The following is a 21,447-nucleotide window of genomic DNA, read 5'->3' as shown; positions in this document are numbered from 1 at the left end:
CATTAAAATGTTTTATAGCCCTAGTTTTAAAATATAATTATTGTATGCATAATTTTGTAATTCAATTACTTATAGGCCTGTCAATTGCTCTTTGGATTTGGACTTTAATGGATTTATTGCAATCAAAATTAATAAGTATAAAACATAAAGTGTTTTGTGCTTTAATCATTTCAATACTCCCAATTTTAGGAGCCTTACTTTATTTCCAATATAAAAAAGACAATAAGATATCAGATTATGAGGTAGATTAGAGGTTTCTGACTAAAATCCAAGGAAACTCAATTTAAGTTTCAACCAATTAACATATTTCAATAAATATTTAGAAACATTAATCATGAAACAATTTAAAATAACATTCCTTTTTTTCTTACTTGTAAGTGTACCCATACTTTCAGCACAAAAAACGGGATTAAATATTTCAAACTTAAATAGGAAAATCCCTATTGATTCTACAATTAAAATAGGTAAGTTAAGCAACGGGCTTGTTTATTACATAAAACAAAACGCAAAGCCTAAGGACAAAGCAGAACTACGTTTAGTGCTTAAAGCAGGTTCTATTTTAGAAGATGAAGACCAACTAGGTTTAGCTCATTTTATTGAACACATGGCGTTTAATGGCACCAAAAGCTTCGAAAAAAACAAACTAATTGATTATTTACAAAGCTTAGGTGTTGAGTTTGGGGCAGATTTAAACGCACATACCAGCTTTGACGAAACGGTTTATAAATTATCGGTGCCCACAGATAAAAAAACGTTTGATACCAGTTTACAGATATTAAGAGATTGGGCAGATGGTATTACTTTTGAAGATGAAGAAATTGATAACGAACGCGGTATAGTAGCCGAAGAATTAAGAGCACGGAGCGGTGCAGGCATGCGTATGTATTACCAATCTATTCCCGTTATTACAAACAACTCTAGGTATGCCCAAAGAGCTCCTATTGGAACTTTGGATGTGGTCATGAATGCTGAATATGATGCCCTAAAACGTTATTATAAAGATTGGTACAGACCAGATTTAATGGCTTTAGTATTAGTAGGAGATTTTGATGTTAATGAAACCGAAAAGAAAGTGAAGGATTTTTTTGAAAGTATTGAGCCTGTTAAGGACCCGAAAGAAAGAATTTACTATAAAATTCCTGAAAATACGGAACCTAAAATTACTGTTATTACAGATAAAGAAGCAAAAGGTGTTAGTATTTCTATTTACAATAAAAAAGAAGAAACCCCGATAAAAACATTAAGCGATTATAAAGAAGTGATTTTACAAAAATTATATACAGGTATGTTACGCCAAAGATTTTCTGAGGTTGAATTGCAGCCTAATGCGCCTTTTTTATCTGGAACGGCTGGTATTGGAAATTTTTTAGCCAATATGGATGCCTATTATTTAAGAGCTACGCTTAAAGAAGATCAATTAAAACAAGGCATCGAAGCTTTACTAACTGAAAGTGAACGCGCTAAACGTTACGGCTTTAATCCTTCAGAATTAGAACGTTATAAATTGCTGTTGCTAAATAACGCTGATATTATAAGAAAGGAGTCAGATAAAATGACTACCAAATATTTCATAGAACAGTATATCGACAATTTCACTGATAATAAGCCTATACCGAGTGATGAATTTATTTATGAATTTTATAAAACAGTATTTCCTACCATAACAGTAGAAGAAGTTAATAAAGTTGCAAATGAATGGGTGACGCCTACAAATATGGCGGTGGTTTTAAATGCGATTGAAAAAACAGATTTAACCATTCCTACTGAAGACGAGATTGCTAAAATAATTGCCAATGTTAATAATAGTAATATTGAACCTTATGTTGACACTTTAGGAGATTTGCAATTAATGCCAAATAAACCAAAGCCAGGTAACATAACAAAAACTATCTATAACAAAAAAGTAGATGTTACCACATGGCAATTATCAAACGGTATTACGGTAATAGCAAAACCTACCAAGTTTCAAAACGATTTAATATCGATGACTGGTTTTAGGCCTGGTGGAAGTTCTGTGGCCCCAGATTCATTGTATGTTTCAGCGAGAAATGCAGGTGTTATAATTGGGTCAAGTGGTTTTAATAATATTTCAGATATCGATTTAAAAAAAATAAATATGGGCAAAACAGTGAATGTTACGCCTAGAATCAATTATTATGATGATCTTTTTTCTGGAAGCAGTTCTTCAAGTGATTTAGAAACCATGTTACAAATGGTTAATTTGTATTTTACCAAACCTAATAAAGATGAAAATGTTTTTGCAGCCAATAAGGAAAATTTGAAATCCTTGTATAAGGATCAAGATAATAGTCCAGGTGCTTATTTTGAAAAAATCATAGAACAAACTATGTCTCAAAATCATTTAAGAGCCATTCCACTAACTGAAGAACAAATTGAGAATGAACTAAACCTAGATGAAGCTTATAAATTTTATAAAGAACGTTTTGCATCGGCCAATGGCTTTGCGTTTGTTTTCGTAGGAAGTTTTGCATTGGATGATTTAAAGAAATTTATAACCCAATATTTAGGCAGTCTTCCATCTAATTTGAAAGAAAAAAGTACATGGAGAGATATAGGATTACGCAGAGCCAAAGGAATTATTAAAAAAACAGTTAAAAAGGGTGTTGAAAATAAAAGTGTTGTTGACATGAGATTTACAGGAACACTTAATTATTCAGAGGAGAACAAAGAAAAAATAGGTTTGCTAGGTAAACTACTTAAAATTAAACTGACAGAAGAATTAAGAGAAAAAATGTCAGGTGTTTATGGTGTAAAAGTATCAGGCTTTGCTACTGATAAGCCTTATGAGTGGTATAGAATGAATGTTAACTTTTCATGTGCACCCGAAAATGTTGAGAAACTTATTGAAAAAGTTTTTGAAGAAATCAATAAAATCAAGCAAAACGGAGCTTCACAAGAAGATATTAATAAAATTAAGGAAGCAGAATTGGCAAACACTAAAGAATATCTTGAAATCAATAGTTATTGGACATATAAATTGAAAGAACTTTATGAAAGTGGTTTAAATTTTGAGTCTATTTTAGATTATCGATCTAGTATTGATAAATTAAATTCAAAAACCTTTCAAGATGCGGCAAAAACCTACTTCGATGAGAATAATTATGCTGAATTTATTTTAATTCCTGAAAAATAATTAGACTTAATTAGTAGTTCTTCAATTAATAAAGATGAAGTGATTTAAACTTTTTACAGAAAAAACAAAAGGGTTGCCGATATTTGCGTTACCACACGTAAAATATTCAAAAGCAACCCATTATGTACACAGTACTTGACAAAGATACGATAGAATTGGAAATTATCCCATACATACCATTGACAAAACGAGGTTTTCCACCAAGGGTTCCGTTGGTCGAGACTGTCAACGCAATTCTCTACAAACTGAAAAACGGGAGTTCAATGGCATCAATTGCCCACAGAGGTGTTTTTCAAGGAAAGCCCTTTGGAAGGGGTGTTTTTAAATGCCGATGCTGGGTTCTACTCAAAAGACTTTAGGGACTCTTGTTAAAAAAAAGAAATCAATGCCAATGTCGGCTTTAACAAACGTAATGGAAATGCCGGAAGGGACGGGTATTTTGACCCAGAGCTCCATGGGCAAAGATATGCGATTGGGAGAACCAACGCATGGATGGATAGCTACCGGTCTGTATTGAACAGATTTGATACTACAGTTGCCAGTTGGTTGGGGTTTAACCATCTATTGTTTATGGTCTTACTCCTCAAGAAAATAAAAAAGAAAAAGTTTAAATGAGTTCATAATTAAAAACGCCAACCAGTATCCGGTTGGCGTTTATAATTTTATCCGTTTATAATCCTTTCCTGATGATTGATGGATTCTTGGTGGATGGCCTTGAACATTTTTAGGATGAACTCTTCGCTCAACCCTTTCGATTCGCCTTCCATAACCATTTTTCCTAAAATTTCATTCCAACGCTTACTTTGTAAAACCGAAACGTTTTTCGATTTTTTAAGTTCGCCAATACCGTCGGCGGCCTTCATACGCTTACCAAGCAGCTCTATAATTTGGTTGTCAATTACATCAATTTGTGCTCTTAAATTTTCAAGTTGCTTATTGTAATTCACTTCAGAATCGGTTTCTTTTCTAATTTTCAAATCTCTCATAATTTGAATTAGGGTTTCTGGGGTTACTTGTTGAGAGGCATCGCTCCAGGCGTTATCCGGATCAAAATGGGTTTCAATCATTAAGCCGTCAAAATTCAAATCCAGAGCGGTTTGCGATAGATCAAAAATCATATTGCGGTTGCCTGTAATATGCGACGGGTCGTTAATTAAAGGAATGCCTGGATATTTATTTTGAAACTCGATTACCAGTTGCCATTCGGGATTGTTTCGGTAATTGGTTTTTTCGTAGGTTGAAAATCCGCGGTGAATCGCCCCTATATTTTTAACGCCCGATTTGTAAATACGCTCAATACCGCCCAACCACAAGGATAAATCGGGGTTAACGGGGTTTTTTATCAAAACAGGCTTATCGGTACCATCCAAGGCATCGGCAATTTCTTGCATAATGAATGGGCTAACGGTAGAACGGGCTCCAATCCATAATAAATCCACATCATGCTCTAAAGCCAACTTTACATGGGCTGCATTGGCAACTTCGGTACATATTTTCATGCCTGTTTCTTCCTTTACTTTTTGTAGCCATTTTAAGCCTAAGGCACCTACGCCTTCAAACATGCCGGGGCGTGTTCTGGGTTTCCAAATACCTGCCCTAAAATAATTGACATCGGTATCTTTTAGCGCGTGCGCTATTTTTAAAACCTGTTCTTCTGTTTCTGCACTGCAAGGCCCTGCGATAACCAAGGGATGACTTAAATTCAAATCATCTAACCACGTTCTCATTTCTTTTTTGTTTTCCATCTTCTTTTTTAAAAAATTCAAAAATCAAATCCCGAATCCCAAAATTTTTATTGGGCATCCCATGGGAATTGGCTTTTATTAATTGGTGTTTATTTTATTCCCTTTAAAATTTCCTTTATATAATTGGTGTCTTTCATTTCGTTAAAAATGGCATCGAAATCATCGGCCTTCATCAGTTCTTTAAACTGCGTTAGGTTGTCGATGTATTCTTCTAAGGTCTCGATAACATTTTCTTTGTTCTGTTTGAAAATGGGAGTCCACATTTCGGGCGAACTTTTTGCCAAACGAACCGTAGAGGCAAATCCACTGCCTGCCATATCAAAAATATCGCGCTCGTTTTTTTCCTTTTCAATAACCGTTTTACCCAACATGAACGAACTGATGTGCGATAGATGCGACACGTAGGCAATATGCTTATCGTGTGCAACGGGGTTCATGTACCGAATGCGCATGCCGATACCCGTAAAAAGTTCCAACGCTTTTTCCTGAAGTTTAAAGGTTGTTTTTTCAACTTCGCAAACAATGTTCGTTTTGCCTTCAAACAGGCCGCCAATGGCTGCACTTGGCCCCGAATGTTCGGTTCCCGCAATAGGATGCATGGCCAAAAAATTTCGGCGCTTCGGATGGTTTTCCACCGCTTTACAAATCGCTTCTTTTGTTGAGCCCGCATCAACCACCAACCCCGTATCCGGAATTTTATCCAATATGGTTGGCAACAACTTTACGGTAGCATCAACGGGGATGGAAATAATCACTAAATCGGCATGGATTAAATCATCCAACGTTGCTTTTCTGTCAATTAAACCAAGTGCCAAGGCTTCATCCAAAGTGGCCTCTTTTCTGCTGATACCGTGAATAACCATTTCGGGATGCTTCTTTTTGATATCAATAGCAAGACTGCCGCCTATTAATCCAACACCTATGATGTATATGTTTTTCATTGTCTAAGCCCCTAGCCCCCGAAGGCGGAAACCTTTTACTCGGGCGGGTTAAAATTTATTGTTAATTATTTGTTCTTTTTTCTATATCTTTTTTCTGTTTTCTGCAACTCAAGACTGCGATTGCAAACTCACTTCACCCGTGCAGCGGCTTCCTCTAAAACTTCCGTGGAAGCGCATAATGAAAACCGAATGTAACCTTCGCCCTTGCTGCCAAAAATGGTTCCGGGCGTAATGAAAATATGACTGTTTTTAAGAATCGTATCGATAAATGCTTCCGATTTAACATTTGGTGGCAGTTTAGCCCACACAAAAAGTCCGGTGGCATTTTTATCGTAAGTACAGTTTAGGGCATCGGCCAATTTCCATACAAAATCACGACGCTGCTTGTAAACATTGTTTAAGGTAACAAACCACATTTTTGAACATTTCAAAGCTTCAACAGCGCCTTTTTGGATGCCGTAAAACATACCCGAATCCATATTGCTCTTCACTTTTAAGATATTGTTAATGTGCACGCTATCGCCAACCACCATGCCTACGCGCCAACCTGCCATATTGAAGGTTTTACTTAATGAATTAAGTTCCAAACAAACATCTTTGGCCCCTTTTGTAGCTAAGATGCTTTTAGGGTTGTCGTTTAGCACAAAACTATAGGGGTTGTCGTTTACAATTAATATGTTGTGCTTTTTGCCAAAAGCGACCAACTCTTCAAAAAGGTATTTGCTTGGTTGTGCGCCTGTGGGCATGTGCGGGTAATTTACCCACATAATTTTCACCTTGTTTAAATTTAACTTTTCCAAGGCCTTAAAATCGGGTTGCCAGTTGTTGGCCGCATCCAATTCGTAAAAAACAGGTTTGGCGCCAACTAATCGGGTAACCGACTCGTAGGTTGGGTAGCCCGGGTTTGGTATCAATACCTCATCGCCTTCATTCAAATAGGCCATTGAGATATGCATGATGCCTTCCTTACTTCCCATTAATGGTAAAATTTCGGAAGACGGACTTAAGCTTACCGAAAAATGCTCTTTATAAAACGCTGCCATAGCTTCCCTAAGTTCTGGCAAGCCTTGGTAACTTTGATATTTATGGGCACTCGGACTTGAAAACCCAGTATTTAGTGCATCGATAACCTTTTGCGGTGGTTGCATGTCGGGGCTACCAATTCCTAAATTGATAACGGGTTTTCCGCTTGCTATAAGCTGGTTTACTTCCCTTAATTTTTTTGAGAAGTAGTACTCTTCAACCGTGTTTAATCTATTCGCTGCTTCAATCATTTTTTTGCATTTTTATACTCGCCCAACACTTTGAAATTTTGTGCCATAATATCTATAATGGACTTTGCCTTTTTAAAATCGTTGTAGGTTTCAAAAGTAACATCTACGAAAAAAGCGTATTTCCAAGGTGTTTCAACAATGGGCAAGGATTGAATTTTTGTTAAATTGAGTTTGCAATCGCTCATAACATTTAAAATTGCCGCCAAACTACCGCGCTTGTGGTCGGCCTCAAACCGTACCGATGCCTTATTTATCTCTGTTTCTGGAACTTCGGAATTTTTGCGCATCACAACAACAAACCTGGTTTCGTTCACTTGAATGGTTTGTATGCTGGCAGCGATCACCTCCAGTTTAAATAACTCGGCAGCCATTAAACTCGCTATGGCACCTACGCCTTTTAATTGCTGTTCTTGAATGCGTTGGGCAACTTCGGCAGTATCCTTATCTTCAATTAATTTTATGTGTGGGTGCAGTTTAAAAAACTCGGTACATTGCAACAATGCCATGGGGTGCGAATACACTTCTTTAATATCCATAATGGTTTGATTTGGCAAAGCCATTAAATTTTGTTGGATATCAATATAATGTTCGCCCACAATATGCAATCCAAATTTATTGATCAAAGCGTAATTGGGAATGATAGAGCCCGCGATGGAATTTTCCAATGCCATAATAGCCGCATCACATTCTTTGGTAATCAAGGAATCGACAACCCTGTCGAAGGTAGAGCACTCGATAGCCTCCACTGGGTTTTTAAAAAATTCCTGCGACACAATATGATGGAACGACCCCCTAACTCCTTGTATAGCAACTGTTTTTATCATATTACAAAAAAAAGTCCCGATTTTCATCGAGACTTATATTTTAAAATTTATGTTTATAAATTATACATACAAAGTCTCGTTTCTTCCGCTAAAGAAAAAATAAAAACCGCTAAAATATGTATAACCTATTGTTGTTTTCATGTGTTTGTTATATTGTTTTCTCAATGGTTACATGCAACATCCACTTCATCTTTTTCATAAAGTAAAGAAACTCGTTGTTGGATGTTTCATAATTATGTGGCTAAAGTAATTAATATTTTGAGAAATCAAATAGGCTAAAAATCTTTTTTTCATATTTATTAAAAATTTTAAATATTTTACAGCAAAACCCACATTACGTTAGATAATCATTATTTTTGAACAAATTTTTTTAATATGTCGATACAAGTAGCGGGCATTTCAAAACTTTACGGAAACCAAAAAGCATTGAACAATGTATCTTTTACGGTTGAAAAGCCAGAAATTGTTGGGTTTTTGGGCCCTAACGGTGCCGGAAAGTCCACCATGATGAAAATCTTGACCACCTATTTAGTTGCCAATGAAGGAACAGCCCTTGTAAATGGCTTTGATGTAAACAACCACACCCAACAAGTACAGCAAAGTGTGGGCTACCTGCCAGAGCACAACCCACTGTATGCCGAGATGTACTTGAAAGAATATCTGGCCTTTAACGCAAGCATATACAGCATTAACAAACAACGCATTAACGAGGTTGTTGAGCTTACTGGCCTAACCACAGAAGCCCATAAAAAAATTGGACAACTCTCAAAAGGCTACCGCCAGCGTGTTGGGTTGGCAAATGCCTTATTGCACAATCCTGATGTTTTGATTTTAGACGAACCTACTACAGGCCTGGACCCCAACCAACTGATAGAAATCAGGAACCTTATAAAAACCATTGGTAAAACAAAAACCGTTTTTCTTTCCACACACATCATGCAAGAAGTTGAGGCCATGTGCGACCGCGTAATCATCATCAACAAAGGTGAAATTGTTGCCGATAAAAAATTGAAGGAACTGCGCGAAAGCAAAGAACAAGTTGTAATTGTTGAATTTGATTTTAGGGTAGAAGATGCCTTTCTGTTAAAACTTCCTAAAGTTAAAAACGTGAATAACACACATGATTTTGTTTACGAAATAACCTTTTCAACTTCCGAAGATATGCGTTCGCATGTATTTGATTTTGCACACGACAACCAATTGAAGATTTTACAGCTTAACCAAAAAAATGCGAGCTTAGAGAGTTTGTTTAGAGAGTTGACCGCCTAACCTATTAAGAATTACGGCACTTTTATTTAATTTATATCCAAAAGTATGACCAATGTCATCTTAACTATACACCCAAGGTTTTAATTTTGCACCCGCATTTATTTTTTCATTAAAAACCATTTCAATTTTAATGACATAAAAAAACGCAATCGATTATCTTTGCAAAACAATAAAACCATAACATGAGTAAAGGAATTTATGTAGCTACCATCGAGCCAAACAGCGGAAAATCTGTTGTTGTTTTAGGCTTAATGCGTATGTTATTAGGAAAAACAGCTAAAGTTGGATATTTCAGGCCCATTATTGAAGATTTGAATAATGGCAAAATGGACAACCATATTAGTACCATTTTATCGTATTTTGAAATAGATATAAATTATAAGAAAACCTTTGCTTTTACCAGAAACGAGGTACTCGATTTGTACAACCAAGGAAAATCGGGCGAGGTTATCGATCATATCATTAAAAAATACAAAAACTTAGAAGAACGTTTCGATTTTGTTTTGGTTGAAGGCACCGATTTTTCGCATGAAAACTCCAGCATCGAACTGGATTTGAATATACTCATCTCGAAAAATTTAGGCATCCCCGTTATTATCGTGATGCAAGGCGACAAAAAAGAACCTAAAGAAATTGTTGATAATGGCCAATTGGCATACGACACGTTTAAAAATGATGTGAACGTGCTTTCCATTATAGCCAACAAAGTAAACCCTGATGATTTATCGACCTTAAAAACCCTTTTAAAAGAACGTATTCCCAACACGGGCATAACAGTTATCCCAAAAATCCCCAACCTTGCTTGCCCAACGGTAAAAGAAGTAGTAGATTCACTAGACGGCAACGTACTTTTTGGCAAAGAAATGCTTAACAACCTTATTGAAAGCTTTAGTGTTGGCGCCATGCAATTGCGCAATTACTTAACGCATTTAAAGGATAACGGCTTGGTAATTACCCCCGGCGATAGAGCCGACATTATTTTGGGGGCGCTACAAGCCAACATATCAAAAAACTACCCTAAAATTTCCGGTATTATCTTAACGGGTGGCTTAATTCCTGAAGAACCCATTTTAAAACTCATCGAGGGACTTTCAAGTGTGGTGCCCATTATTAGCGTAAGCGGTGGCACTTACTTTGTTACCAACAAAATTGGCAGCATTAAACCTAAAATTTATGCCGATAACATCGAAAAAATAACAACCTCTATTTCAACCTTCGAAAAACATGCCAATACCGATAAACTGGCCGAACGGTTAATTACTTTCGAGTCGGAACGCTTTACACCACGCATGTTCCAATATAACTTATTGCAACGGGCCCTAAAAAATAAAAAGCACATTGTATTGCCCGAAGGTTATGATGAACGCATCCTAGAAGCCGCGGCACGCCTAATAAGTGCCCAAGTAGTAGAACTAACACTTATTGGTGAAGCCGATAAAATTAAGGAACGTATTGAAAAACTCGATATTTCTTTAGATGTAAACGCCATAAACATTGTTTCGCCAACAAAATCGCCTCATTTTGACGATTATGTAAACACTTATTACGAACTCAGAAAGCACAAGAACGTTAATCTGGCCATGGCACGCGATGCAATGACCGATGTATCGTATTTTGGCACCATGATGATTTATAAAGGGCACGCCGATGGCATGGTGTCGGGTGCGGTAAATACCACCCAACATACCTTATTGCCCGCTTTGCAGTTTATAAAAACCAAACCGGGCGTTAACATTGTGTCTTCCATTTTCTTCATGTGTTTAGAAGATAGGATTTCGGTTTTTGGCGATTGTGCCATTAACCCAAACCCCAACGCTAGAGAATTAGCAGAAATAGCCATTTCATCGGCACAAACCGCTAAAGATTTTGGCATCGAACCTAAAGTTGCCATGTTGTCGTATTCGTCGGGAGCATCAGGAAAAGGTGCCGACGTTGAAAAAGTAAGGGAAGCTACCGAAATTGTAAAAGCAGAAGTCCCAAGTTTAAAAATTGAAGGTCCCATTCAATATGATGCGGCTGTTGATATGCGCATTGGAAAGAGCAAGTTGCCCGATTCTGAGGTTGCAGGTCGTGCCAGCGTGCTCATTTTCCCCGATTTGAATACGGGCAACAACACCTACAAAGCCGTACAGCGCGAAACGGGCGCTTTGGCTATTGGCCCTGTGTTGCAAGGATTGAACAAACCTGTTAACGACCTAAGCAGAGGGTGCACTGCAGATGACATTTACAGCACCGTTATTATAACCGCCATTCAAGCACAAGATATTTAAAACCATGCAAGTACTTATATTAAACTCGGGGAGTTCATCCTTAAAGTTTCAGTTATTTTTAATGCCCCAAGAAACCATTCTGTGTTCAGGAATTATTGAGCGCATTGGCTCAAAGGATGCGCTTTTCAAATTTAAAACCGAAAACAACAACATTGAATTTGAATCTCAAATTTTAAACCACAAACAAGGCCTAAAATTGGTGGCCGAACATCTTTTGGATAAAAACACCGGCATCATCAAATCGCCCGAAGACATTGCCGTAGTGGGGCACCGTGTAGTTCATGGCGGTGTGTACTTTAGCGAAACCACAGAAATTACAGAAGATGTGAAAGATAAAATAAATTACCTATGCTCATTGGCTCCGCTTCACAATCCTGCCAATTTGGAAGGCATTGAGGTTGCTGAAGATATTTTTCCGAAGGCCAAACAAGTAGCAGTATTCGACACGGCATTTCTTCAAACCATTCCAGAAGTGGCATACAAATATGCCATTCCAAACGAATTTCTAACCAAACATCACATACGCGTGTATGGTTTTCATGGCACCAGTCATAAATACGTTTCAGAGAAAGCGATTGCTTTTTTAGGCAAAGAAACATCGAAAATCATTACCATTCATTTAGGAAATGGCTGTAGCATGACCGCCGTTAAAAACGGAAAGAGTGTGGACCATTCTATGGGCTTTTCCCCACTTGGCGGTTTGATTATGGGAACCCGTTCTGGTGATATTGACCCTGCCCTAACTTTTTATCTTGCTGAAAAACTTAACTACAATTTGAACGACATCAACACCATGTTGCTTAAAAAAAGTGGCATGTTGGGACTTACCGGTTATAGCGATTTAAGGGATATTGAAAGTGAGGCCGAAAAAGGCAATAAAGCGTGCCAATTGGCATTGCAAATGAATGCTTACCGCATAAAAAAATACATAGGAAGCTATGCGGCCATTTTAAACGGGTTGGATGCCATTGTGTTTACGGCGGGTATTGGCGAAAACTCCAATGTGATGCGCCAGCTTATTTGTGAGGATCTGGATTATTTGGGGATTGCATTGGATACAGAAAAAAACAACATTCGTTCTAAAGAGATTCGTGCTATTAACAACCCACATTCGAAAGTTAAGATTTTGGTAGTGCCAACAAATGAAGAGTTGGAAATTGCAAAACAGGCGATGGCGTTAATTAAAAATTAAACGTCCTTTATAAAACGTTTGTACAACTACGGTGGGCGGGCGTGTTACGGCAATAACGTTGCCAGTGCCGTAAATTTGCCCATATATATAATTTTGCGGATTAACAATCATATCGTTTGAGCTTCGGTTCCAAAACGATATGTCTTGTGCAATTAGGTTTGCACCCTCAAAGCGTGAAGTACCAGCAGCCAATGTTACATTTAAGTTTATTGTTTTTCCTGAAATATAGCAGTTGGACAAATTATTGAAAGCTAAAGTAAAAACCTTATTGTCAATTTGCAATCTAAAATCGCCACTTGTAAATGCGTTCGCATCATCATAATCATCTGACAACACTGTTAAACTAGGGTAGGTTAAAACACCATCCGAACGCACATCATATTGTGTAGAACTGCGTATTTCGGTAATATTGGGCGCGGTTACATACACTTTTGTAATTCCATACTTGCGCACATAATTACAGGTATTATTATCCGTAAGAATCAATTTTCCATCTAAAACTAGGGCTTGCACATCGTTCAATAAATTCTTTCCGGTTTCAATGGTTACTTCTTGTTCCAAACCGTCCTTAATGATAAGTTCAATATCCCGATTGACCAAAATTTTATCGAAACTAGGCACTGTAACTTCTTGCTGAACAATTGCTCCTGTGGCTTGGAAACAATCGTTTGCATTTTCGCTGTTGCAGGAAAACAATAAAATTATAAGATATATGTATGCTAGTTTCTTCATTTTTTTTAATTCCTGCGAAAGCAAAAATCTATTTTAATATTTTAGTTTCCATTTATGGAATTCCAGCTTCCGCAGTAATTTATAAGCGAACACCAATTCCTAATTCTACCGCTTCGGCCTTAGCACCGTGCGATTTTAAGGTTAAGGCGCCAAACCATTTTTCATTTATATAGCGTTTTAAACCAATTCTTAAATAGGTACGCCCTTCAAAATCAAATGGATAATACACATAATAGCCCAATTGCGTTTCTAAGGAAGTTCTATTTATAAACAACTCGTGTCCCACAAAAACACCAACCCGTTTATAATCTTCATCTCCAGACACATTTTCTTCAGGAAACGCCACACTTTGGTAATATATAAGTTCTTTCAGGAAATTTGAAAAAAACACATCGGCCCCCAACTGAAGGGCGCTCTTTACGTTGATGCGTTTATCGGCATACGCTGAAACAATGTAAAACGGAAACTGGCCACTGCCTACCACATCGCTTTCATTTACGCCGCCCCTAAAAACCACATTGTATTTGATGGGTTGGCTGAATTTTTCTTTTTCACTTTCTGAAATTGTGGTTATAAATTTAGGTGCTTCAGCATCCAAATTATAAGTTATTCCCAAATTTAAAGCAATGGTATTGATGCTTGCATTGGGCGCTTTTACATTGGCATTTGAGTAATGAATTAAAGACAGTCCCGCTTGAAGCCCAAGATTGTCGATAAGCCGTTCCTTTTTATAATTGAGCATCATAAACGTACTGCTTAACAAATGGGTGCCAAAAGCAATGTTTCTATAATTGGTTACTTTATCATAAGGCTTGGGAGTGTAGGCAATGCCTTGGCCAATGCGGAACATTAAATTTCGGTTCAAAAAATAAAAATTATAATGGGCGTAAAGTGACGTGTTGCTTCCTAAAACATCGTTTTGAAGGTCTTGGTAGATCAAGGTTGCTCCATAATCGGGATAGTTGTAGCGTTGTTCCCATGCGTTAAATCCGTAGGTTTTTTTGTTCCAACTTAATATGACGCCTTGGGGATGCCCTTGAATTAAATGGAGAATATCATTGTTGTGCAAGGCAATATTTCCTTTGAAATTATTGACATCAAAATAGTAAGTATGCTCTTTTTCCTGTGAAAACACACACAGTTGTACCATTAAAAACGTACAGGTTAAAACGTATAATTTCATTAACAAATTTGCAGATAAGCAAAAGTAATAGAATATTTAAAACAACGCCGATGCAATGGCCTTAATATTGTCGCTTTTGCCCATAGAATAGTAATGCAGCACGGGAACGCCTGCCGCTTTCAATTCTTTTGATTGTTGAATGGCAAACTCGATGCCAACTTGCCTAACGGCATTATTGTCTTTGCACGCTTCAACAGCATCAATTAAATCTTGGGGCAAATCTATTTTGAAAACCTGTGGCAAAATTTGCAAATGGCGCTTTACGGCAATGGGTTTAATGCCCGGAATAATAGGTACATGAATGCCTGCGGCCCTCGCTTTTTCAACAAAATCGAAAAATTTGGTATTATCAAAAAACATTTGGGTTACCACATAATCGGCACCTGCATCCACTTTTTCCTTTAAGCGTTTTAAATCGGATACCAACGATGGTGCTTCCATGTGCTTTTCAGGATAACCTGCTACCCCGATACAAAAATCGGAATTATGCTCAACCTCAACATCGTCGTGCAAATATTTGCCCCTGTTTAAGTTGGCTATTTGTGCTACCAATTCACTTGCGAAACAGTTACCTCCTGCAACGGGCTTAAAATAAGGCTCGTCCTTCATGGCATCACCGCGTAAAGCCATGACGTTATCCAAACCTAAATAATGGCAATCAACCAAAACATACTCGGTTTCTTCTTTTGTAAAGCCACCACACAATAAATGCGGAATGGCATCAACACCATATTTATGCATGATTGACGCACAGATACCTACGGTTCCTGGACGCATCCGGGTAATACGCTTGTCCAGTAGCCCATTGCCTTTATTGATATACACATACTCTTCGCGCGAGGTTGTTACATCGATAAATGGTGGATTGAATTCCATTAACGGGTCGATATTATTATATAAATCCTGAATGTTTTTTCCTTTTTGAGGTGGAATCACTTCAAAAGAAAACAATGTTTTCCCGTTTGCTTTTTTTATATGTTCTGTTACTTTCATGATTTAAGCCCCATAAACCCCAGAGGAGAAACTCCTACTCGGGCGTGTAAGTGTTTTGTTTTAATTATTATTTTTATTTCCTTGTCTCTCGCAAGGAGGGACTTTAAATAATCGTTTTTAATTTCCTTTTATCAATTCTATTTTCAACCTTGTCAGGGCTAAATCTACTCATCTGCAATGGCTGGGTGCAGCCACTTTCCTGCTTTTTCTTTGGTAATGCCTTTTCTAACTGCATAGTCGGTAACTTGGTCGTCGGTAATTTTTCCCAATCCAAAATATTTTGCTTCCGGATTTGCAAAGTAATAGCCCGAAACGGCCGAGGCTGGCCACATGGCCATACTTTCGGTTAATTTTACACCAATAATTTTCTCTACATCTAGCAATTGCCAAATGGTTTCTTTTTCCAAATGGTCTGGGCATGCTGGATAGCCCGGTGCCGGACGAATGCCTTTATAGCTTTCTTTAATCAAATCTTCATTTGAAAGTGTTTCAGCAGCATCGTAACCCCAATGTTTGGTTCGTATTTTTTTGTGTAAATATTCGGCTAATGCTTCCGCAAATCGGTCGGCAATAGCTTGCGACATGATGGCGTTGTAATCATCTTCTTTGGCCTTATAGCTGTCGGCCAACTCTTGTGCACCAAAAATGGCGACACAGAATGCGCCTATATAATCGGTTTTACCTGAATCTGCAGGCGCTATAAAATCGGCCAAAGCGATGTTTGGAATACCGTCGCGTTTGCTTAATTGCTGGCGCAAGGTTCTAAAAACAGCGATTTCCTTTCCTTTTTTCTGAACAGAAATATCATCATCATGTATGGTATTTGCTTCAAACAGGCCAAAAACAGCCCTAGGTTTTAGTAATTGTTTTGCAATGATTTCTTCAATCATTTTTTGAGCTTCATTATAGATAATTGTGGCCTGTTCACCTACAAGTTCGTCGGTTAAAATATCGGGGAACTTACCATGCAATTCCCAACTTCTGAAGAATGGGCTCCAATCTACAAAAGGCAGAAGCTCTTTCAAGCTTAACTGCTTCAACATTTGAACACCTAATTCATTGGGCTTCACAATTTCACAAGCTTCCCAATCAATTTTATATTTACGTTGTCGTGCCTGTACAAGCGAAATATATGATTTTTCCTTGCCGCGTTTTAAGAACTTGGTTCGGAAGTCATCGTAATCTTTTTTTAGGTTCGCAACATAGTCGTTAGCGGTTTTCTTGTTCAACAGATCGCCCACAACGGTTACGGCCCGAGAAGCATCGTTAACATGCACCACCGCATTTTTGTATTGCGTATCAATTTTTACGGCGGTATGTGCTTTTGAAGTTGTTGCACCGCCAATAAGCAACGGAATTGTAAAATTTTGACGTTGCAATTCTTTTGCTAAATACACCATTTCATCAAGCGAAGGTGTTATTAATCCAGACAAACCAATAGCATCAACGTTTTCCTTGATGGCCATTTCAATTATTTTTTCTGGCGGAACCATAACCCCTAAATCGACTATTTCATAATTGTTACATGCCAAAACCACGCTTACAATGTTTTTACCAATATCGTGCACATCGCCTTTTACAGTAGCCATTAATATTTTGCCTACAGGCTCTTGCGCATCGCCTTTTTCAGCTTCAATAAACGGATTTAAGTATCCAACGGCCTTTTTCATAACGCGTGCCGATTTTACTACCTGCGGCAAAAACATTTTTCCGGAGCCAAATAAATCGCCTACCACGTTCATGCCAATCATTAAATGCCCCTCAATAACATCAATTGGTTTTTCGGCTTGCTGTCTGGCTTCTTCAACATCTTCAATAATAAAAGCATCGATACCTTTTACCAAGGCGTGCGTTATTCTGTCTTGAACCGGGGCTTTTCGCCATGATAAATCGACTGTTTTTTCTTCTTTCGAGCCTTTTACGGTTTCGGCAAAATCCAATAACCGTTCGGTGGCATCGTCGCGCCTATCGAACATCACATCTTCTACGTGTTCTAATAAATCTTTTGGAATATTGTCATAAATCTCTAAAAGTGCCGGATTTACAATACCCATATTCATGCCCGCTTGTATGGCATGGTACAAAAACACCGAGTGCATCGCTTCGCGCACGCCATCGTTCCCTCTGAAAGAAAACGATACGTTACTTACCCCGCCACTTACACTCACGTTTGGTAAATTTTGACGTACCCAACGGGTCGCTTCAATAAAATCGATGGCGTTTCGACGGTGTTCATCCATACCTGTTGCCACCGGAAATATGTTTAAATCGAAAATAATATCTTCGGAAGGAAAGCCTACTTTGTTGACTAAGATATCGTAGGAACGTTTGCAAATCTCGATGCGCCGCTCGTAATTATCGGCTTGCCCTACTTCATCAAACGCCATGATAACAACCGCTGCTCCATAGCGCTTTATCTGTTTTGCTTCCCAAATAAATTTTTCTTCGCCTTCTTTTAAAGAAATGGAGTTTACCACACATTTTCCTTGCACAACCTTCAATCCCGCTTCGATTATTTCCCATTTCGAGCTATCGATCATGATGGGTACTCTGGCTATATCGGGTTCGGCAGTAATTAGATTAAGAAAACGCACCATCGCTTCTTTGCCATCAATCAGGCCGTCGTCCATATTTATATCAATAATTTGGGCGCCTCCATCAACTTGATGCCGTGCAATATCGAGGGCTTCATCAAACTTCTCTTCCTTAATTAACCGAAGGAATTTTTTTGAACCCGCTACGTTTGTACGTTCTCCTACATTTATAAAATTGCTGCTTTCGTTCAATACTAACGGTTCAAGTCCCGATAGTCTCATATATTTTCGTTCAACCTTCTCTTTCATTTTCAGTTTTTTAATGAGACCCTTCGACTGCGCTCAGGGTGACCGCTCGACGCGGTTTATATTTGGCCGCTATGTTTGCAATCACTTTAATATGCTCTGGCGTGGTGCCACAACAACCGCCAATAATATTTATTAAGTTTTTTTTGAAATAGGCTTCAATTTGTTCGCCCATATCTTCGGGCGATTCATCGTATTCGCCAAACGCATTTGGCAAGCCCGCATTGGGGTGCGCTGAAATAGCAAAATCGGTTTTATTGGCGATGGCCTCTAAATGGGGCTGCAATAAATTAGCTCCCAAAGCACAGTTAAAACCAATAGACAATAACGGAATATGTGATACTGAAATTAAAAAAGCTTCGGCGGTTTGCCCTGACAATGTGCGTCCGGAAGCATCGGTAATTGTGCCACTTAACATGATGGGAATATCGATGTTTCGTTCTTCTTTTACTTCTTCAATGGCAAACAAGGCTGCTTTGGCGTTCAGGGTATCGAAAACGGTTTCAACCAACAGTAAATCGACACCACCATCCAATAAGGCTTCCACCTGTTGCTTATAGGCTAGGTGCAATTCATCAAAGGTTACCGCTCTATAACCGGGGTCGTTTACATCGGGCGACATGCTTGCGGTACGGTTTGTTGGCCCAATGGAACCAGCCACAAAACGGGGCTTGTTGGGTTCGCGCTTTGTGAATGCATCGGCTACTTCCCTCGCTAATTTTGCCGATTGAAAATTAAGTTCATACACCAAATCTTCCATTTGGTAATCGGCCATTGCAATGGTTGTACCCGAGAATGTGTTGGTTTCAACAATATCGGCACCCGCTTCAAAATATTTAGCGTGAATGGTTTTAATGGCTTCGGGCTGTGTAAGGGAAAGCAAATCGTTATTTCCTTGCAAGGGCGTTGGGTAGTCCTTAAAACGTTCGCCCCTAAAATCGGCCTCGGTAAATTTATAGCGTTGCAGCATCGTTCCCATGGCGCCATCGAGCACTAAAATACGCTCTTGTAAAGCTTGATGTATATTTGACATTTGATGTTTTTTATAGCTGTTATGTCATTAAGAAAAGTAAAAGAAACACTTTTCGTTATCTTTCCAATATTCTGTAAAATATTAGTAGAACGTAGCACCTTTCCCTAAAAAACGGGAGGTTGCCAAGGTTTCAACGGGTCTATTCCCTCTGCCTTTCTTGATAACACTGTAAATAAGGTTATGAACTTGTGAGCAAAAATACTAACTATATTTTTGTTTTCCCTATCCTGCAAGGTCTTTTTTTGACCTTGTAGGTGTTGTTTCTCCTTTAAAAATAAATACCTACAAGGTTTTCAAAACCTTGCAGGGATTTATTTAACTATTCAAATAATGTGGAAGATAGATACCTATCGCCCCTATCGCAAATGATGGCAACGATAACGCCTTCATCAATAGATTCGGCTATTTTTAAAGCACAAAACACCGAACCGCCGCTGCTCATGCCTGCAAATACCCCTTCTTCTTTAGCTAAACGTTGCGTTGTTATTTTTGCATCTTGTTCGCTAACATCTACAACAACATCTACTTTAGAACGGTTGAAAAACTTAGGCACATAATCGGGTGACCATTTTCTAATACCTGGTATTTTGGCACCATCTTCGGGCTGTGCACCTACAATGGTGATGTTTTTATTTTTCTCTTTTAAATAGGTTGAAACGCCCATGATGGTTCCGGTGGTACCCATGGCCGACACGAAATGGGTGATTTCACCATTGGTATCGTTCCAAATTTCGGGGCCTGTGGTTTTGTAATGGGCTTTCCAGTTATCATCGTTTTCAAACTGGTTTAATAACACATAGCCTTTCTCATCACGCAGTTTGAAAGCTAAATCCCTAGACCCTTCTATGCCTACTTCCGCAGGGGTTAAGATAACCTCGGCACCATAAGCTCGCATGGTTTTTACGCGCTCTTCGGTTGAGTTTTCGGGCATGATCAAAACCATATTCAATCCGAATAAGTTGGCTATAAAAGCCAAAGCGATACCTGTATTGCCACTGGTAGCTTCTACCAAATAACCGCCTTTTTTAATATCGCCCCGTTTTAAGGCTTCACTTATCATATTAAAAGCGGCGCGGTCTTTTACGCTTCCACCGGGGTTATCGCCCTCTAGTTTCAAATATAATTTTACACCTTTTTTGGAAATGAGATGACTGGCCTCAACCAGTGGCGTGTTGCCTATTTGGTTTAATATTCCTTTAATGGATGCCATTCTTTTTGGGTCTTATTTTAATTTCGGTTTGATAGGTTACCAATGAATTTTCGGGAACCGATTGGGTAATCCACACGTTTGCGCCAATAGTGCTGTTGGCTCCTATTACAATATTGCCCCCTAAAATGGTAGCATTGGCATAAATAGTTACGTTATCTTCAATAGTTGGGTGGCGCTTAGTAGATTCCATGTCCTTTTTCACCTGGATACCACCCAAAGTAACCCCTTGGAAAATTTTAACGTTATTTTTTATGATGGATGTTTCGCCTATAACAATTCCCGTACCGTGATCGACAAAAAACGAATTGCCAATAGTGGCTCCCGGATGAATATCAATACCCGTAATACCGTGCACGTACTCGCTCATCATCCTAGGAATAATAGGCACGTTTTGCACGTACAGTTCGTGGCTTAAGCGATAAATTGAAATGGCATAAAAACCGGGGCATGCCAAATAAACTTCCTCTAAACTTTTGGTTGCCGGATCAAAATTAACAACCGCCTGCGCATCCAAATCCAGTTGCTCTCTGATGGATTGAAACTTAGACTGAAATTGATTCCAAATGGCTTCACCGTGGTTGATATTTAAGTTATCAGCTATCTCTAAAAAAGTTTTCCTTAAAGATTGAAGCTCGTTTTCATGCGCATCAAAAACATAGTAAAACAATCGTTTTGTAAATGTTTTTACCACATCTTTTAAGCGCACATTGTATTTTTTCTGAATTAATTTATCATTGAACTCTTGGCAAGGATCCATATTAAATACGTTTAATAGTCATAATGAATG

At 38.3% G+C, this 21,447-nt stretch carries 16 protein-coding genes, 1 pseudogene and 1 riboswitch; of the genes and pseudogenes, 6 read left to right on the top strand and 11 right to left on the bottom strand.

What is annotated here, in order from left to right; translation table 11 throughout:
* Positions 1-44: 44 nt before the first annotated feature.
* The 3 genes and pseudogenes from GQO80_RS15985 (at position 45) to GQO80_RS05270 (ending at position 3,769) form a co-directional block, all read left to right on the top strand.
* The gene (locus GQO80_RS15985; RefSeq protein ID WP_157207276.1) at positions 45-251 is read left to right on the top strand and encodes a PLDc N-terminal domain-containing protein; all 207 of its coding nucleotides are present in this window, start codon (positions 45-47) and stop codon (positions 249-251) included.
* Positions 252-334: 83 nt separating this feature from the next.
* Positions 335-3,154 carry a M16 family metallopeptidase gene (locus tag GQO80_RS05275; protein ID WP_157207275.1) on the top strand — a complete coding sequence of 940 codons (2,820 nt, stop codon included), beginning with the start codon at positions 335-337 and terminating at the stop codon, positions 3,152-3,154.
* Positions 3,155-3,235: 81 nt separating this feature from the next.
* Positions 3,236-3,769: pseudogene (locus GQO80_RS05270) on the top strand (hypothetical protein).
* A gap of 47 nt (positions 3,770-3,816) precedes the next feature.
* On the opposite strand, the gene GQO80_RS05265 reads toward GQO80_RS05270, so the two are convergent.
* From GQO80_RS05265 to GQO80_RS05250, 4 genes are all read right to left on the bottom strand, one after another.
* A complete protein-coding gene (locus tag GQO80_RS05265; protein ID WP_157207274.1) occupies positions 3,817-4,899 on the bottom strand; it encodes a bifunctional 3-deoxy-7-phosphoheptulonate synthase/chorismate mutase type II in 1,083 nt (360 codons plus the stop codon).
* Positions 4,900-4,988: 89 nt separating this feature from the next.
* Positions 4,989-5,840, bottom strand: coding sequence for a prephenate dehydrogenase (locus GQO80_RS05260; RefSeq protein ID WP_157207273.1), 852 nt, complete (start codon positions 5,838-5,840; stop codon positions 4,989-4,991).
* 128 nt (positions 5,841-5,968) lie between these two features.
* On the bottom strand, positions 5,969-7,114 hold the full coding sequence (locus GQO80_RS05255; protein WP_157207272.1) for a pyridoxal phosphate-dependent aminotransferase: 1,146 nt from the start codon (positions 7,112-7,114) through the stop codon (positions 5,969-5,971).
* Positions 7,111-7,938, bottom strand: coding sequence for a prephenate dehydratase (locus GQO80_RS05250; protein WP_157207271.1), 828 nt, complete (start codon positions 7,936-7,938; stop codon positions 7,111-7,113). Before GQO80_RS05250 ends, GQO80_RS05255 begins: the two co-directional genes overlap by 4 nt.
* Positions 7,939-8,313: 375 nt before the next feature.
* Here GQO80_RS05250 and gldA point away from each other — a divergent pair, with 375 nt between their 5' ends.
* The 3 genes from gldA (at position 8,314) to GQO80_RS05235 (ending at position 12,669) form a co-directional block, all read left to right on the top strand.
* Positions 8,314-9,207, top strand: a complete 894-nt coding sequence (gldA, locus tag GQO80_RS05245; RefSeq protein WP_157207270.1) for a gliding motility-associated ABC transporter ATP-binding subunit GldA — start codon at positions 8,314-8,316, stop codon at positions 9,205-9,207.
* A gap of 182 nt (positions 9,208-9,389) precedes the next feature.
* Positions 9,390-11,477 carry a phosphate acetyltransferase gene (gene pta / locus GQO80_RS05240; protein ID WP_157207269.1) on the top strand — a complete coding sequence of 696 codons (2,088 nt, stop codon included), beginning with the start codon at positions 9,390-9,392 and terminating at the stop codon, positions 11,475-11,477.
* A gap of 4 nt (positions 11,478-11,481) precedes the next feature.
* Positions 11,482-12,669: an acetate/propionate family kinase gene (locus GQO80_RS05235; RefSeq protein WP_157207268.1), complete on the top strand. Its 1,188-nt coding sequence runs from the start codon at positions 11,482-11,484 to the stop codon at positions 12,667-12,669.
* Here GQO80_RS05235 and GQO80_RS05230 read toward each other — a convergent pair.
* The 7 genes from GQO80_RS05230 to epsC all read right to left on the bottom strand — a co-directional run bounded on the left by GQO80_RS05230 (position 12,655) and on the right by epsC (position 21,417).
* Positions 12,655-13,401: a head GIN domain-containing protein gene (locus GQO80_RS05230; RefSeq protein WP_157207267.1), complete on the bottom strand. Its 747-nt coding sequence runs from the start codon at positions 13,399-13,401 to the stop codon at positions 12,655-12,657. The genes GQO80_RS05235 and GQO80_RS05230 overlap by 15 nt on opposite strands.
* Positions 13,402-13,480: 79 nt before the next feature.
* The gene (locus GQO80_RS05225; protein ID WP_157207266.1) at positions 13,481-14,584 is read right to left on the bottom strand and encodes an acyloxyacyl hydrolase; all 1,104 of its coding nucleotides are present in this window, start codon (positions 14,582-14,584) and stop codon (positions 13,481-13,483) included.
* Between the two features lie 36 nt (positions 14,585-14,620).
* Positions 14,621-15,577: a methylenetetrahydrofolate reductase [NAD(P)H] gene (gene metF / locus GQO80_RS05220; RefSeq protein ID WP_157207265.1), complete on the bottom strand. Its 957-nt coding sequence runs from the start codon at positions 15,575-15,577 to the stop codon at positions 14,621-14,623.
* A 164-nt stretch (positions 15,578-15,741) separates the two neighbouring features.
* A complete protein-coding gene (metH, locus tag GQO80_RS05215; RefSeq protein WP_157207264.1) occupies positions 15,742-18,420 on the bottom strand; it encodes a methionine synthase in 2,679 nt (892 codons plus the stop codon).
* A gap of 10 nt (positions 18,421-18,430) precedes the next feature.
* Positions 18,431-19,450, bottom strand: a complete 1,020-nt coding sequence (locus GQO80_RS05210; protein WP_157207263.1) for a homocysteine S-methyltransferase family protein — start codon at positions 19,448-19,450, stop codon at positions 18,431-18,433.
* A gap of 52 nt (positions 19,451-19,502) precedes the next feature.
* Positions 19,503-19,617: riboswitch (SAM riboswitch) on the bottom strand.
* Between the two features lie 152 nt (positions 19,618-19,769).
* The gene (gene cysM, locus GQO80_RS05205) at positions 19,770-20,660 is read right to left on the bottom strand and encodes a cysteine synthase CysM (RefSeq protein WP_157207262.1); all 891 of its coding nucleotides are present in this window, start codon (positions 20,658-20,660) and stop codon (positions 19,770-19,772) included.
* A complete protein-coding gene (gene epsC, locus GQO80_RS05200; protein WP_157207261.1) occupies positions 20,647-21,417 on the bottom strand; it encodes a serine O-acetyltransferase EpsC in 771 nt (256 codons plus the stop codon). The genes cysM and epsC overlap by 14 nt, the downstream gene beginning before the upstream one ends.
* Between the last annotated feature and the right edge of the window lie 30 nt (positions 21,418-21,447).

This window comes from Mariniflexile maritimum (assembly GCF_009746565.1).
Lineage (GTDB): Bacteria > Bacteroidota > Bacteroidia > Flavobacteriales > Flavobacteriaceae > Mariniflexile > Mariniflexile maritimum.
Note: the sequence above shows the minus strand (reverse complement) of the source record. Positions and strands in the feature narration are given on the sequence as shown.